Origin of the sequence: Trichocoleus sp. DQ-A3 (genome assembly GCF_039961975.1) — a bacterium.
Taxonomy (GTDB): domain Bacteria; phylum Cyanobacteriota; class Cyanobacteriia; order Cyanobacteriales; family FACHB-T130; genus FACHB-T130.
This window is the reverse complement of record NZ_JAMPKC010000004.1, coordinates 377,195-392,729: the sequence shown is the minus strand read 5'-3', so window position 1 is coordinate 392,729 and position 15,535 is coordinate 377,195. Positions and strand designations below refer to the sequence as shown.

Sequence of the window (15,535 nt, the reverse complement as noted above, 5' to 3'; positions counted from 1 at the left end):
TTGTCATTCGTCGATTGCTGGTGACGAATGACGAATCACCGTTGACAAATGACCCCTACTAAGCCCCCATTCCCCATGAATAATTGTGCCAAACTAGGAAATATGCAAATTCGCCGCCGTCCCCCAAACCCATCGATTGCCATCAGCACTTTACGCTATCAGGTTGCCGTACCTGATGCCAAACCCCGCCACATTCTGGAGGAAATTGTCTGGCAAAAAGAAACGGAAGTTGACCAGATGCGAGAACGCCTGCCCTTAGTGGAGTTGCGGCGTCAAGTGCAGTCTGCACCTGCACCTCGTGATTTTATCGGTGCTTTGCGGCAAGGGAAGACAAAACCTGCCTTGATTGCAGAAGTCAAAAAGGCTTCTCCCAGTAAAGGTGTGATTCGGGAAGATTTCGACCCAGTGGCGATCGCGACTGCTTACCAGCAAGGAGGAGCCAGCTGTTTATCAGTCTTGACCGATCGAAAATTTTTTCAAGGGAGTTTTGAAAATCTGACGGCTGTTCGCGCTGCCGTAGACTTGCCCGTTTTATGTAAGGATTTCCTAATCTATCCTTACCAAATTTATCTCGCCCGACGCCACGGAGCCGATGCCGTTCTCTTGATTGCAGCAATTCTGAGCGATCAAGACCTCCAATACTTTGTCAAAATTACCAATGCTTTGGGGATGACACCGCTGATTGAAGTGCATACTCTAGCAGAATTAGACCGAGTATTCTCCTTAGAAGGCGTTACGCTAGTTGGTATAAATAATCGCAATCTGGAAGATTTTTCCGTAGACTTACAAACAACCTGCCAGATTTTAGCGGCGCGAGGTAGCGAGTTGCGCGATCGGGCGATCGCTGTCGTTAGCGAATCGGGTCTGCACACGCCATCTGACCTTCGCTTGGTTGTGCAAGCGGGTGCTGATGCGGTGCTGATTGGTGAGTCCTTGGTGAAACAGTCCGACCCTGCTGTTGGCATCGCCAAGCTGTTTTCCTAGAATGAAAACCCTTTTGCAGGATAAAGGAGGGAGGAGGAAGGATAAAAGATTGAATAAAGAACTTTTTCATTCCCCCTTCCGCCTTCATCCTTGCCCAATATCTTGACCCCTATAGGTAAATTAGGTTTCATGGAGCCAATTCCTCTTCCCTCTCGTATCCACTACGAATTACTCCTGCAAGTGTTGGAACGCCACACCTCGTTCGCCGTTAGTCAAAAACCGGCAGTGCGGGAGCAAGTTCACCAGCTGATCGGTACTCTCCGCAAAGCAATGGCTCAACAGAAGCAACTCGAACAAACTTGCGAACGAGCAAATTTACCAATTGATTACCGTTGGTCTCTGAATAACATTGCCTTCGATCAACCACCTTCGCCAGATATTGTCACCGGACACCGAGAACCCAAGGTATAAAAGGTATTGAGATTAGAAAGGGTGTGGGGCGAAGCCAGAATTGTTAAATACCTGAATTCTGTGCCTAGATGCTGGCACTGATGCTTCGTCCTCAATACAGAAAAATCGCCGGAAAGCCCTAAAATTAGGGTCAATGCTTTCTACTTACTTAAGTGATAAACAGTGATAAACGCTCCGAGAACTGCTAACTGCTAACTCATCACTCGGAAATGCGAGATGGCTGTTGGATGCTCCAAGACCGTTATTGACTTCTGGGAGGTTCGGAGTGACTGAACCAGATTCAGCCGATCGTTTTTGGTTAAATTCAAAGGAAGCTTCAGCAGACGCAGAGGCAAAGGATGCTCTTGCTACTCCACAGCCTCATCCCAGCGAATTACCCTCGTTAGAAGACTCACAAGGGCAATGCTGTGAACTGGAGCCTCCAGAACCGCTGGAATTGGCGCGATCGCCTTCGCAAGAACAGCAGCAGTTAGCTCGCATTCATCAGTTAGAGCAGGCGTTGGAGGAATCCCAGGCTTGTGTCAGTGAGTTGAGACTCCAACTAAGCGAGCAACATCTTTTAGAAACTCAGCTAGCATCGACAGAGGAAGCCGCGAATCTTCAACAGCGGGCGCTCGATCAATTCAAGCAACAGCTGTTCGAGCAGCAGCAAGCGCTAGAGAATCATCAATCGCAAGCGGTTCTCAAAGACGAAACGGTTCAAGAATTGTTAGCGACGATTGAAACTTTAGCTGAGGCGCAGCAAGGAGAAGTAGGACGTTTGCGAAGGCAGCTAGCTCAGAGCCGTCAGACTAGCCAAAACAGTCAAACGCTGCTGGAACAAGAGCTAGCGAACCGACAAACAGCCTTAGAAGCACAGCAACAACGAGTGCAGGAGCTAGAATTTCAAATTCTGGAAGCTCGAACTGTAATAAGGCGTTTGGAGGTGCAGGCGCTAGAGCAAGAGCAGCAAATGCAGGCGCTTTATAGTCGATGTAGCGATCGCGCTACAGTTATCAATCAGCTAGAAGATCAACTCCAAGAAGCCAACGAAACATTGGAAGAACAGCAACAACTGTTGGCAAACCTTTCCGAGACTGAAGACTTGGTTGGTGAACAGGATGCAGCCATTAAAGCTCTTCACCGCCAGATTGAAGACCTAGAAAACCAGCTAGACAAGCAAGCCAAAATTCAGGCTCGATTGCAACAAGCTTGCCACGACTTGGCAGAGTCGCGCGATCGCTATCAAGCCCAGACAACCGAATTAGAAACTCACACCGCGACCCTGCAAGAGCAAATTCTCATGCAAGCCCAGCAAGCAAATGAGTACGAAGCCGCCATCCAGTACTGGAAAGACCGTTGCAATGCTAGCCTTCGTAGCGCTCAAAAACTAAAGGATTTCTTGCAACGAGTGCTAGCAGATAGCCCTGAGGATCTGGAAGAACTGCTGATGGCAATAGAACCCCCAACTGTGGCTGAGATTCCTCAGCCAATCAACCGAACTCCTTTATCATCTCCTCACCCCAACAAACATTTACAGGTAGACCTTCCCGCTTTTTTAAGAAAAATCCCACCGGAGAAATTAGAGTAAAGATTTGGCTTTTTGTCAATGTTTTAGTAGTTATTAACTCCTTACTTGTCAGTACTAGCTCGTAAAGAGACTGTAAACCGATTACCCACTACTGACTATCGATTACTCAATTACTCCGAAAAGCTAAAAAGCTGATTGCTAATTGGTGAATGGATTGGAAAAGATATGCGATTCTGGAGTATGCGCTCTTCAAGTTTAAGGACAGATCGATGGACGATAAGTTAATGTTGATGATTCCCGGCCCAACACCAGTGCCGGAACAGGTATTACTCGCCTTAGCCAAGCATCCATTTGGGCACCGCAGCAGTGAATTTAGCAAACTGATGGCTGAGGTGACGCAAAACCTGAAATGGTTGCACCAAACCGAGAATGACGTGCTGATGTTAACTGCCAGTGGCACGGGGGCGATGGAAGCTGGCATCATTAACTTCCTGAGTCCAGGCGATCGCGTTTTGGTTGGCTGTAATGGCAAATTTGGCGATCGCTGGGCGGAACTTAGCCAAGCTTTCGGTCTGAATGTTGATACGGTAAAAGCTGAGTGGGGTCAAGCCCTCGACCCAGAACAATTCCGGGAAAAACTCGAAGCCGATACAGATAAACAAATCAAAGCGGTGATTGTCACCCATAGCGAGACATCCACTGGCGTTCTCAACGACCTGGAAACGATCAATCGTCATGTTAAAGCCCACGGTGAAGCTTTAATTATTGTTGACGCTGTTACCAGCTTAGGAGCTGTTAATCTGCCGATTGACGAATGGGGCATTGATGTGGTGGGATCTGGCTCCCAAAAAGGTTACATGATTCCCCCAGGACTCGCGTTTGTCTCTGTCAGCCCGAAAGCTTGGGAAGCTTACAAAACGGCTAAGTTGCCCCGCTACTACTTGGATTTGGGCAAGTACCGCAAAGATGCCGCCAAAAACACCACTCCCTTTACCCCTCCGGTGAACTTATTTGTGGGGCTGCACGTTGCCCTGAAAATGATGAAGGCCGAGGGTTTGGAGTCGATTTTTGCCCGTCACCAACGGCTGATGACGGCGACCCGCGAGGCGATGAATGCGCTCTCGTTGCCGCTGTTTGCGCCTGAAGGTGCAGGTAGTCCGGCGATTACCGCTGTGGCACCGATGGGGGTGGATTCGGAGCAAATCCGTAGCGTGATGAAAAAGCGGTTCGACATCGTCCTGGCTGGCGGACAAGACCATCTCAAAGGCAAAATCTTCCGGATTGGTCACTTGGGTTTTGTGAGCGATCGCGATATTCTCGCTGCCGTTGCCGCTTTGGAAGCGACACTACGAGAAGTCGGATACGAAGGCTTTACTCCTGGTGCCGGTGTTGCTGCTGCCGCTAGGATATTTAGCACCCACTAGAGCTGTCTTTTGGGGGTTTGGATTGCAGGCATTTTATATTGCAGTCTTATTTGAGTGGTGAGATGCCAGCGGTTTAGATCCCGGAATTCTTAGAGAAGTCCGGGATCTCGCCTTTAGTCCGATCTGATTTGTCAGTCAGCCCATCGCGATCGCGCTTTCTCTAACCCAAACGCTCGCATTCTGATTATTATTGGAGTCGGTGCGAATTCAGGGGATGGGGATTCGGTATCATTAGTAAAGATTGTTACCTTTTAACTTGGCGATCTCTCCATGCAAAAAACCAAGTTGATCAGTCAACTTCTTGTTGGCGGGCTGCTGTCCTTTGTCTTGGCGACTCTGGGCAATCAAGCTGTACAGGCACGGCGTACAGTCTCTCTACCAGAGACTAAATGTGTTAGCACTGGCCCTGGTCGTTGGCGTCCTTATAAGTCAGATGTTGCTGTGGGTAGAGCCGTCTACACCAGCCGTCTCAGTCTGGCTCCAGGCAACGCTTTTGTGTCGATGACCTGTAGAATCATGCCGGAGGGTTATGACACTTACTTCCAAACTCTGAATTTGGAATATGGAATGCGGGATAACGACAGCGGTAGTCCTCCCACCACGGTCAATATTTATTTAGATGGACAGCGTAAGCATTCTCGCACGATTGCTCCTGGGCAGAAAGATTCCATGTCATTTGATGTTACTAATGTCAATAATGTGGCGATAGAAACGATCTGTTCTAACAGGTCGCAATATTGCGGTCGCGTTTATTTCTTCCAAGTGGCGCTGGTGCCTTTCCCTCCACCTCCCGATGAGAGCAAGTAGGGAAATGTGCGCGATTTGAGCGGAAAGCGATCGCTTAGCACTTATCTGAGTGTCGTCACAAGGAAGGCTCAGTTGCCGGACTCTCCGTGGGGCGAGGGCTTTCACTCGGACTCTGAATCGGGCTAGGGCTTTCAGTGGGACTAGGACTCTCGGTGGGGCTTTCGCTGGGGCTGGGAGACGGTGTTTGTTCGTTCTGTTTTTGCTCGGCTTGTGCCGCTAATTGGCGTAACCGATCTTGCCAATACCGGATTTGGGGAAGTCCAGGGTCGTTTGCAGCAGCAATGACGTCTTGCCACCGACCTTGCTCTAAAGCTCTTTGGGCATCCCGATATATCCCTTCTGCAACTGACCAGTTGAGAGACCACTCTTGCAGCGCCTCCCGCGCTTGTCCGTAAGCAGAACTGTTAGCGGGAATCGATTTTACTAGAGCGATCGCACCGCCTAAATCTCCTGCCTGAAATTTTTCTGTTGCCTGTGCAATAATCTCCCGTCCTCGATCGACGACAGGTTTCGGCGTTTCTGGAGAAGGTTTGGGAGTTGTTGTGGGAGAAGGCTTGGGAGTTGCTGAGGCAGATGAGCCACAATCGATAAATTTGCTAAAGACCCATCCCTTTACGGGCGAACTAATCGGCACCCACCCATTTTTTTCAGTCCCGGTAACAGATAAAATTGTCCCTTGTTTGACGCTGCCTACTACCGTAGCGTTAGGTCTAGAACGTACATTTAAGGGACCCTCTGAAACTTTGCAAGTGTCTTGTGGTTTTTCTACCACTTCATTGTTATTACTATTAGACTTTCTATCATTACTAGATTGCAGTTGATCAAATAAGAAAAATCCTCCTAGCAAAAACACCAAAGCAGTTACACCGACCCCCATCACGAGGGGAAATTTATTAGACGAGGGAGCAACAACAGGCGGATTGTACTCTTGACTAATTGGTTGTCGAGTAGGTTGTGGCGTGGGTTGGGGAGGAACGACTGGAAGAGTTTTCTGTTCAGACGGTGGGGTTGGCGGCGGTGGGGGAGCGGGTGTGTACCCGATGGGTGGATATCCAACCCCCACAGCTTGCTGTCCACCCCCATAGGCTAGCTGTTGCAATTCCTGTAGTGCTTCCGTCGCTGACTGATAGCGGTCTTTGAAGTGGTAGCGGGTCATTTTTGTTAAAAAACCTGCTAACCCTGGACTGACCGCCACTAGATGCTGCCAGAGAATCTCGCCTGTCTGGGGATCTTCGTGCAATTGTAGCGGCATCAATCCCGTCAGTGCCTGGATGCCAATCATACCCAAAGCATAAATATCGCTATTGGGGCGGGGTCTGCCTTGCGCTTGTTCGGTTGGCATATAGCCGGGAGTGCCAATAGCAACGGTGGCACTGGCTTGTGCTTGATTGATGAGTGTTTGAGTTCGCAGTAGCTTGACTGCGCCAAAGTCAACTAAAACTAGCTTGTTATCTGAGTTGCGTCGGATTATGTTGTCTGGTTTGATGTCGCGGTGGATGACGCCGTTGTAGTGGACAAATTCCAAAACGCTCAAGACTTGTTGCAGCATCTGGATGACTTGACCTTCTTCCCAACGATAACTGGGTGAGAGTTCGGCGCTAAGGGGATGCCCATCGATGAACTCTTGTACCAAGTAAAATTCTTGGTTTTCTTCAAAATTGGCTAATAATCTAGGAATTTGGTCGTGATTTCCCAGTTGTTCTAGAGTTTCGGCTTCGCTAGTGAATAACCGTCTAGCCGTTTCCAAAAAATGAGGGTCGCTACTAGCAGGCTTGAGGTGCTTGACAACACAAGTTGGGGCACCAGGACGGCGGGTGTCTTTGGCGATGTAGGTTTTTCCGAATCCACCGGCACCTAAGGCTTGGACAACTTGGTAACGCTGGTCTAATAAACGCCCGATCATGGTGCGACCTGCCGAAAAAAGAATGTACGCTCAATATTAATACCACTCGGATAAACCCAACGAATCCGCAGAGTTTGTCAAAGATTTCACTAATTTTTTCAGATTGGAGTGTGAAGCGTTCGGGAAGGGTGCCTGTAAACACCGATAATTCACTGCTGATTTCCATCTAGAGAAGTAGCTAAATTTGGCGGAGGGATTGCGATCATTGTGAATATTGAGCATCAAGCGGAGCTTTTATCAGGCTTCAGATAGAATTTTAGGGTATTATTTTCATTTGCTAAAAAATATTCATTGGAAGTGGTCGAAATATCGGCGATGGCGACAAAAGGCACAGCAGGAGTTAGGTGTGCAGCGAGAGGGGCTGTTGGAAGAATCCACGATGGATTTGAACTACATCGTGTTGATTATTGGTTCCTGCGCGATCGCAACTTTGGGATTGTTGACTAACAGTGCGGCTGTCATTATTGGTGCGATGATTGTTGCCCCATTGATGTTCCCCATTCGAGGATTAGCCTTTGCCGCTTTAGAAGGCGACGTGATTCTGTTTCGCCACGGGTTGGTTGCGGTCGTCGTGGGGACGTGTCTGGCGATTGTTTTAGCGATGCTTCTGGGTTCCTTTGTAGGGCTGCCAGAATTTGGCAGGGAAGTGCTATCTCGCTCTAAAGCCACTCTACTAGATTTGGGAATTGCTGTGGCGGCTGGGGGAATTAGTCAAATCGAAAAGGTACACCAAAAAACTCCATTTTTGTCACCCTCTCCGCCTCAGTTTTCAGTTTTTTCTATCACATTTTTTTCAGTTTTATAAGATAAAAATGATGCCAAAATTCACAGATACTACCAGTTGGGAGCAAGCTGAATTACTGATGCAACCAGCTTTTATCCGAATCATCGACCAGATTCGCAAACAGCTAGACCAATCAAGCTGGAAGGGAACTTACCAAGATGTATTGATTTGGCCTGAGGGGACACCGGAGGAAACTAAAACCACTTTTACGTTATTAAGAGAACAGCTTGCATCTGCTTCTCCAGAAGAAGCTTCGGAGATAGAACAAGCTTTGATGGCGATGCCTAATCCCTACCCTGGTTATATTCTTTGTTTGAAGCATCAAGACCAGCAAGTTACAGTTGATTTGTGGGAACTTTGTTATCAAGTCTGTTTTCGCAATTACGATCGAGCGATCGCTCACCCAGAAAATCAGGAAATTGAGATTGATACTAGCTTAATTGAAGAGGACACTGGCGATGTAGATTGGAACCTCTTGGACGCTAAAGCGCGACAGCTAGTAGAGAAGGTGTTTGCGGACTTACCAGCTAGTTAAAAAGTCCGCAAGTTGACCGCAAGTTGAAAGGTTAGGAAAGAACGCGATCGCTTTTTCTTCAAGCGGCAGTCTCGTCAGCCAGATTATCGATGCTAATTGCGATCGCGTCACCGTATTCGCTCAAGTCAGTAGTCTCTGATTGTGTTTTCAGCTTTGAGAGACATTCTTCCATCCCCGGTACTTCCAACTGATGGAATGGGGTATAAATTTCTGTGTTATTAGCCGAAATTTCGGAGATAGGTTTTGGGTTCATCTTTGTAGTTTCTGGCTGCATTTCCAGATCGCCAAGAAGTTCTTCCATGCCTGGTATTTCTAACTGGTGGAATCTAGGCTGACTTTCTAGAATTTTCATTGCTTTACTCAAATGCTTCTGTGAATATCATGCTCAGAACGCAGATACACACGACAATGGGCATCTATTAGCCTAATTTCAGTACGCAGAGTACGCAAAGTACGCAGATACATACGACAATGGGCATCTATATAGCCTAATTTCAGTACGCAGAGTACGCAAAGTACGCAGATAATGGAATAACTGCGATATTTGAAAAGATATGAATCGTCAACACTTCAACGAAGAACTGGAAAAGCTAGAATTGCGGAAACCTCGTACAGTTGAGGTGTTGCGAATGGTCTTGACTAGGCGTACAGATGCTGAAGTTGCTAAGTCTCTGGACATTCATCAAGGAACTATACGCAAGCACATCGAAAAACTTTATGCCGCCTTCGGCATCAAAAGTGAATTTGAAGGCGATCGACGGTCGAAACGCGGCGACTTAGTTGCTCTATTCGCCAAGTACAAGCCTGAGTGGGTTCATGATTGTTCTCCTGCTGCCACAAATGAGGTTAGCGATGAAGAGAAAAAGGCAAATTTAAATGGTCTATCTCAGCCAGTTTCATCATCAAGCACGAAAGATAGTGAAGCCGGAGAGAATTTAAGGGCTTTGGCTCTCACTATGCTGACACAACTTGGTTTTGATGAAACGTTTGAAGTGAGTGAATTCGCTCAACATAGAGGGTATCAGCTCAAGAATCCTGGTAAAGGAGCTAAACCCTATCAACTTATTTTAGTCCAGCAAAAAGAAAAGCTATTTATTTCTATTGCTAAAGAAATTTTAGATCGATACTCACTTATATTCCAGTATCGGGAATATTTTGATTTAGCAGGGGAAATATGTCCTTTCACAAAAGGAAGGTTTTGGATATTACCTAGTAAAAAAGCTATTTTTTTACAGTCACTTGACTATTACTATTGGAATCTTTTAAAAGTAGAAGGAAAAACTATGGGCATTTTTTATCTGGATAAACTAGTAGTGGACGATGATAATTCGGAATTGGTTATTCCTCAAATTCCTTTAGAAAAATTTAACCCTGAAACCTTAAGTAGTAGAGACACTTATCTAGTACTTAATGAAGATAACCTTTTCCCCGATACTTGGCAAGTATGTATCAGCTCAAGGGAAGTTTTACGAGAGTTTATTGATCACTTTGGGAAGATTTTGATAGAAAGCCAATAATCTGTGTCAAATTCAGCCATTAATTCTGGTAATAGACAATTGCATGCTATTCCAGAAACTACACTACATTTAAAGAAGCGATCGCGCCCTAAACGCCTTAACTATGAGTAAACTACAAACAAAAATACCGACAGAAACTTGGGTTGTAGCGACTTGGGATGAATATATCCAGGCGATTGAAGATCCGCAACTAGAACAAGCGAAAGGCTATTACCACAATGGACAATTGAGGATAGAAATGTCACCTATCGGCTCTGACCACGCCAGCGATCACACTATTATTATCTTTGCCGTTAACCTGTTTGCTACCCTCAAAGGTATTCCTATACATGGACGGGATAACTGTACATACAGAAAAATAGGCGTTCAAGAAAGTCAACCAGATGTGTCTTATTATATTGGTGAAAATGCTGATGTAATCCCTTGGGGAACGTCAATCATTGACTTAAACCAATATCCAGCACCAGATTTAGTAATTGAAATTGCTAATACTTCACTATCTGATGATATTGGGCAAAAACGGCTGCTATACGAAGATTTAGGAGTGGCAGAATATTGGGTGGTAGATGTTGCGAACATCAGAATTATTGCTTTTACCATCACCTCTGCTGGGGGAAGTCAAAGAATTACTGAGTCTCAGGTGTTGCCGGGATTATCTATTTCGGTGCTAGTGGAAGCTTTACAGCGCAGTCGTCAAGAAAATCAAAGCTTAGTGGGTGCTTGGTTATTATCCCAATTTCAGCAGTAACTATTGCCTGATATCCTTACTCAGAGCGATTTGCACAGTATGTTAGCTTCATATTAAATACCGGATTGAAGCTGATTAGTCTTATTTGATAAGATTTTCAAGTCAGAGAAACTAGCAGAAATGCTAGGTAAAAATTGAAATTATTAGCAACAATCACCATGCCTACATCTGCAATTGACGGCAATTTTGACGACAAAAGTGCAGCAGCTATCCAAGCGGCGCGGGAGGGGGTTGCTGTATGCGATCGCTCTCATTGGGGACGGATTCAAGTTTCCGAAGGAGATCGCATCCGATTTTTGCACAACCAGAGTACAAACGATTTCCAGCGACTCAAGCCAGGACAAGGCTGCGATACGGTTTTTGTCACATCAACAGCGCGAACGATTGACTTAACCACCGCCTATGTGATGGAAGATGCAGTCCTGCTGCTGGTTTCAGCCAATCGGCGCGAGAAGCTGCTCAAATGGCTAGACCAATACATTTTTTTCGCCGACAAGGTGCAGTTAACCGATGTAACTGATAATACTGCAACCTTCAGCTTGATTGGGCCAGGGAGTGATGCCCTCTTAGAACAGTTGGGTGCGGGTGCCATGATTGGTCAACCTGATGGTTCTCATCAGCAATTGACGGTGGGGGATATCGAGGTGCGGGTAGCTGTGGGCAGCGGTTTGGCAACGCCGGGATACACGCTGATTCTCTCCGCTGCTGATAAGGAAACGCTGTGGAATACTTTAGCGCAAGCAGGGGCAGTGCCGATGAGCGATCGCGTCTGGGAACATCTGCGAATTGAACAAGGACGCCCCGCACCTGACCTTGAACTCACTGAGGATTACAATCCTCTAGAGGCAGGCTTGTGGCAAACAATTTCCTTTGAAAAAGGCTGCTATATCGGACAGGAGACAATTGCCCGTTTAAATACTTATAAAGGAGTCAAACAACACCTTTGGGGCGTTCGACTCAACACACCCGCCCAACCAGGAAGTGTAATTAGCGTTGGAGAGGAAAAAGTCGGCAAACTCACTAGCTATACTGAAACTGACCAAGGTTCCTTTGGACTCGGCTACGTCCGCACCAAAGCCGGTGGTGAAGGGCTGAAAGTACAAGTAGGGGAAAGCGAGGGAGAACTCGTCGCGGTGCCATTCGTGACACACGACTACGTTTAGGGGCAATACGCTACGAACGCTGGTGAAATTTGCCATAAAGCATTGCTGCAACAGGTTTTCCGCCCCGCAAATGTCGTTCTATCACTGTTGGCACTTCATCGGGATGAACCTGGTTGTACCACACTTCTTCTGGCATCACCAATACCATCGGGCCATTGCCACATTGTCCTAAACATTGGCTCCCTGTTACAGTGACGTCGGGAACTTCAGACGCCTGGAAAGCTGCCAAAACTTTAGCTGCACCCTGCTTGCGGCAGCTGCGGTTTTGGCAGATCAAAATACTTTTAGAGCAAGACAAGGTAAAGGTTAGAAAAATTTCCGCTCCTTTGGGTAAGAAGCCGAAGCCTACAATTCTAGGGTAGCTCAGGCAGATTCCCACCCAGGGCAAGGCAATTGCACGAGACAACGATGCTAGGTTAGCGGCAATTTCGGTAGAGTAAGCGATCGCGCTGTAATTTGCTAAACAGACAATTTTAAAAAATCAACTTTTCTAATCATTACTGTTTTGCTAAATGCCAGAGAGTAGTCTTCGTAATGTAAACAGGATCTATCTGCTGTTCCCACTCATATACTTTCTTTATCTGGTAGCTTGGTTCTCGATCGAGAACAGCCTTCAAAGCCTTTTTAGAATCCACAAATACATCACTGAAATCATTAGCAATAGAATTTATAGGTAACTTGCTGTCAATCTCTTCACCTGGTTTAATAACAGGTTGATTAGAAACTGACTGAAGTTTAACTTTGGGATCGAACAGGTAAGTCAAGGAAAAAGGAGGTAAGTTGTACCAGATATAAAGTGGATAATTAGCCTGGTTAACAATCTGAGCGATTTCTTTATAGTGACAACTGTTATATTTATTCCACCATTCTTGTGCTTGAGAACTGACTGCGCTGGATAAAACTCCTCCCGAAATGATGACGACTGTAGCAATTTGCCATAGCCACCGCTGCCAGTTTTTAGCAGAAAATGAGGATATTTTAGCAGCAAGTAGGTAGGCAATTGCGATTTCTATTGCTAAGTAACAAGGGATAAGATAACGAGCAACAGCAGAGCGTCTTCCTCCAGAGATTAAATCTGGTAGTGTCAATGCGATCGCAGTAACTCCAAGCATCGTCAAGATAAACAACCAAACGTGCTTTTCAGTCCGGCGGCAAAGAAAGTAAATTGCATAAATTACTAAAATCAACGACAGAAAAATTGCAATATATAATCCAAAATTTCTATATTTAAAACTATAATTAAAATCAACAAAAATACGACTAAGATTTAAAATCCACGTTCTTACTAAAGATTGTATCGGAAAAGTCGATCGCATCCACTCGGTTGCTTCATCGACTGTTGACAAATTAGCAAGAGCAATCAGAAGCCAAGGTATAAAAAGTAAGATAGCTGTTAAAGATGCCAGTAGATAGGAGATAAATGTTTTACTTGCTCGAAACTTTTCTAGCGAAAATACATAGACTCCATGACTAATTGCAGTCAACAGGAAAAATAAATGAGAATAAAGGCCTAAAATTAAGGTTGCTGCATACATACCCCAGGCGGATTTTGTTTTTACTCGCATTGCTCTCAAAAGCGATGCACTAGATATTAAAATTGCTACAGTCCACAGGCTATACTGCCGAGCTTCCTGAGCGTATAAGATATGAAATGGTGAAATAGCTACTAGCCCGGTTGCCATCCATCCCACCAGAGGCAATTCAAATAATTCTAGACATAGCCAATAAATACAAGGAAACGCAAGCAGACTAATCAAAGCAGGTAGACTTCTCATCACTGCCACCGAGTTTCCCCACAACTGTGCCCAAAACCGAGCTAACAAAAAATAGAGTGGTGGATGTTCAGCAGTTGCTGCTAAAGAATTAATCATATCAGTTAAATCTTTTTCAGTATTAGGGCGCTGATATTTCTGCAAATCCTTTACAGCGATTGCACCAGTGCTAGAAGCTTCCTGCTTAACTTCTTCTAAGGTATAACCTGAAATCCGACGTGAAGTGCTACTTTCATCGCCCCAATAAACTTTTTTTTCAAGGTTAGCGAATCGAAAGAAAAGACCTATGATTAATAAAATTGCGATAAAAAATCGTACCTCTTTTGAATAAAACCTGTGGCTCGCTTCCTGTATTTTCATCATGAGGTTAGTCCGTCCATTTCAGTCCCTAAATATTTAACCTACCCAAAAATAAGGTCTCTTTTACTGGAGAAGATGAACCTCAGCAACTTGAGTCTCTAAAACTGTACTATGAGCTTGTGTTAAATCTGGATTTCTATAAACATTAAAAACTGGAAAAAGGTTATCAGTACGTTGTACCATATAGGACTTTGGATAAATTAGGTAGTTCCCTGCTTGACAAAAAGTTTTAACAATATTGAAATTCTTTTTAGTGATATATTGATCGATATATTTATAGGGCTGGTACATTGACATCCAACCGACAGGTTTCGGATCAAATGTACAGATTGTTGAGTTTGCAGGTAATTGACTTAAAATTTGAGTAATGTCAGAAGTAGATACCAGTCTATTTTGGCTATATTTGCTGGTTAAATACTGATAGTCATAACTCGCATTAATCAAGATTGATAGAGCTATACCTGCAATTAAAAAAGCACTTAAAGATTTATCTGCTTTCTTAGATAAATCTAAGTAAGCTAAACTCAAGACAGCCAAAACTATTGGAGAGATTAAAATTAAAAGTTTGTAATGAATGTAATAAATTCCTTGATAATTTGAAGCAGCATATAGATAAATAGACCAAGTAAATGCTAAAAAAGCAAAAATAGTTTTGTTCCCTTTAAACTTGGCTATTGCTACCGTTAAAACCACTGTTAAGAAAATAATAGAAGTTAAAATATAAAACCAACCTTCTCCAGTAAAATAGGCTTGTTGTCCTAATTCAACATAATTAAATACCAGCCTACCAATCTTACTTAAGATATTAGAATTAGCTTCTTGATTAGAGCTGGTTAAAGTAGCGATAATTTGTTTGGTATTCAACCAACCGCGACTAAGTTCTCCTTTCCAATAAGGAAACAAAGCTACAAATGCTGCTAAAACGGACAAGATAGGCAGTAAAAACCTAATAGGAGTTCTGCGGTTTTTTGAGATGAATAAAATAGAGCTTGCAATAAAAACTACTGGCATTACAAAAAGAGTTGTGGAATGCAAGCTAATTAATATGGCTAAAACAATCCCATAAAGTATCCAGGAGAAGCATTGAGGAACTAGATAAAATCTAGCTTCCAACTGGTATTTATAGAGTAAAGTAAAACAAAGCAGAAAAAATATAATAGGGCTGGGGTTCCACTGGAACGTACTTATAAAAATTTCTCCGAAGATTAGACTGTACCAGAAACCCGCTAAGCCTGCCAGAAGAAGGCGTTTTGAAAATTCAACATTTTCTAAGAGTTCATAAACTAAATAAATTAAAAGCGGAATAGATAAAAAAGAGAATAAAGCATTAGGTACAGCTGTAAAAACTGGATCTGAGCCAAATATAGCAAAAGGAAAAACTAGATAATAATAAAGGGGCGGTAGATGATATCCTCCGACAGAGGCAGAAGGACCTAATATAGGCCAATTTCCCTGCCACATCTTCATGTAGATTTCAGCATCTCTGGCCTGATCGTAATAAAAAAAAGTGGTATATCTGAGAACACTGAATAGGCGTATAAAAAATCCAAAAACTAAGGATAATACGATTAAAGTATATGCAGTAATGTTGGCTGGATTCTTCTTAAGATTGAACAC

The 15,535-nt window shown here is 44.5% G+C and carries 15 protein-coding genes; 10 read left to right on the top strand and 5 right to left on the bottom strand.

Annotation, left to right across the window (positions count from 1 at the left end; translation table 11 throughout):
• Positions 1-102 precede the first annotated feature (102 nt).
• The 5 genes from trpC to NDI44_RS10495 all read left to right on the top strand — a co-directional run bounded on the left by trpC (position 103) and on the right by NDI44_RS10495 (position 5,136).
• Positions 103-984: an indole-3-glycerol phosphate synthase TrpC gene (trpC, locus tag NDI44_RS10515; RefSeq protein WP_190415738.1), complete on the top strand. Its 882-nt coding sequence runs from the start codon at positions 103-105 to the stop codon at positions 982-984.
• A gap of 129 nt (positions 985-1,113) precedes the next feature.
• Positions 1,114-1,395, top strand: coding sequence for a DUF5340 domain-containing protein (locus NDI44_RS10510; RefSeq protein ID WP_190415523.1), 282 nt, complete (start codon positions 1,114-1,116; stop codon positions 1,393-1,395).
• Between the two features lie 265 nt (positions 1,396-1,660).
• The gene (locus NDI44_RS10505) at positions 1,661-2,965 is read left to right on the top strand and encodes a hypothetical protein (protein WP_190415521.1); all 1,305 of its coding nucleotides are present in this window, start codon (positions 1,661-1,663) and stop codon (positions 2,963-2,965) included.
• A 209-nt stretch (positions 2,966-3,174) separates the two neighbouring features.
• Positions 3,175-4,329 (top strand): alanine--glyoxylate aminotransferase family protein, encoded by a 1,155-nt coding sequence (locus NDI44_RS10500; RefSeq protein ID WP_190415519.1) that lies wholly within the window; start codon positions 3,175-3,177, stop codon positions 4,327-4,329.
• Between the two features lie 270 nt (positions 4,330-4,599).
• Complete coding sequence (locus tag NDI44_RS10495) at positions 4,600-5,136, top strand: hypothetical protein (RefSeq protein WP_190415517.1); 537 nt, start codon at positions 4,600-4,602, stop codon at positions 5,134-5,136.
• Positions 5,137-5,191: 55 nt separating this feature from the next.
• Here the strand turns inward: NDI44_RS10495 and NDI44_RS10490 are convergent, their stop codons facing one another.
• Positions 5,192-7,039, bottom strand: coding sequence for a protein kinase (locus NDI44_RS10490; protein WP_190415515.1), 1,848 nt, complete (start codon positions 7,037-7,039; stop codon positions 5,192-5,194).
• 274 nt (positions 7,040-7,313) lie between these two features.
• Here NDI44_RS10490 and NDI44_RS10485 point away from each other — a divergent pair, with 274 nt between their 5' ends.
• On the top strand, positions 7,314-7,844 hold the full coding sequence (locus NDI44_RS10485) for a DUF389 domain-containing protein (protein ID WP_339380815.1): 531 nt from the start codon (positions 7,314-7,316) through the stop codon (positions 7,842-7,844).
• A gap of 7 nt (positions 7,845-7,851) precedes the next feature.
• Complete coding sequence (locus NDI44_RS10480; RefSeq protein WP_190415513.1) at positions 7,852-8,358, top strand: hypothetical protein; 507 nt, start codon at positions 7,852-7,854, stop codon at positions 8,356-8,358.
• A gap of 58 nt (positions 8,359-8,416) precedes the next feature.
• Here the strand turns inward: NDI44_RS10480 and NDI44_RS10475 are convergent, their stop codons facing one another.
• Positions 8,417-8,710: a hypothetical protein gene (locus NDI44_RS10475; protein WP_190415512.1), complete on the bottom strand. Its 294-nt coding sequence runs from the start codon at positions 8,708-8,710 to the stop codon at positions 8,417-8,419.
• 202 nt (positions 8,711-8,912) lie between these two features.
• Between NDI44_RS10475 and NDI44_RS10470 the strand changes: the two genes are divergently transcribed.
• The 3 genes from NDI44_RS10470 (at position 8,913) to NDI44_RS10460 (ending at position 11,786) form a co-directional block, all read left to right on the top strand.
• Entirely contained in the window at positions 8,913-9,875 is a 963-nt protein-coding gene (locus NDI44_RS10470; protein WP_190415510.1) for a hypothetical protein, read from the top strand.
• A 103-nt stretch (positions 9,876-9,978) separates the two neighbouring features.
• Entirely contained in the window at positions 9,979-10,623 is a 645-nt protein-coding gene (locus NDI44_RS10465; protein WP_190415508.1) for a Uma2 family endonuclease, read from the top strand.
• 158 nt (positions 10,624-10,781) lie between these two features.
• Positions 10,782-11,786: a folate-binding protein YgfZ gene (locus NDI44_RS10460; protein WP_190415506.1), complete on the top strand. Its 1,005-nt coding sequence runs from the start codon at positions 10,782-10,784 to the stop codon at positions 11,784-11,786.
• A 10-nt stretch (positions 11,787-11,796) separates the two neighbouring features.
• Here the strand turns inward: NDI44_RS10460 and NDI44_RS10455 are convergent, their stop codons facing one another.
• The 3 genes from NDI44_RS10455 to NDI44_RS10445 all read right to left on the bottom strand — a co-directional run bounded on the left by NDI44_RS10455 (position 11,797) and on the right by NDI44_RS10445 (position 15,385).
• Positions 11,797-12,084: a (2Fe-2S) ferredoxin domain-containing protein gene (locus NDI44_RS10455; protein WP_190415734.1), complete on the bottom strand. Its 288-nt coding sequence runs from the start codon at positions 12,082-12,084 to the stop codon at positions 11,797-11,799.
• Between the two features lie 199 nt (positions 12,085-12,283).
• Positions 12,284-13,921, bottom strand: coding sequence for a glycosyltransferase family 39 protein (locus NDI44_RS10450; RefSeq protein WP_190415504.1), 1,638 nt, complete (start codon positions 13,919-13,921; stop codon positions 12,284-12,286).
• Between the two features lie 60 nt (positions 13,922-13,981).
• Positions 13,982-15,385, bottom strand: a complete 1,404-nt coding sequence (locus tag NDI44_RS10445) for a hypothetical protein (RefSeq protein ID WP_348235272.1) — start codon at positions 15,383-15,385, stop codon at positions 13,982-13,984.
• Positions 15,386-15,535: the final 150 nt, after the last annotated feature.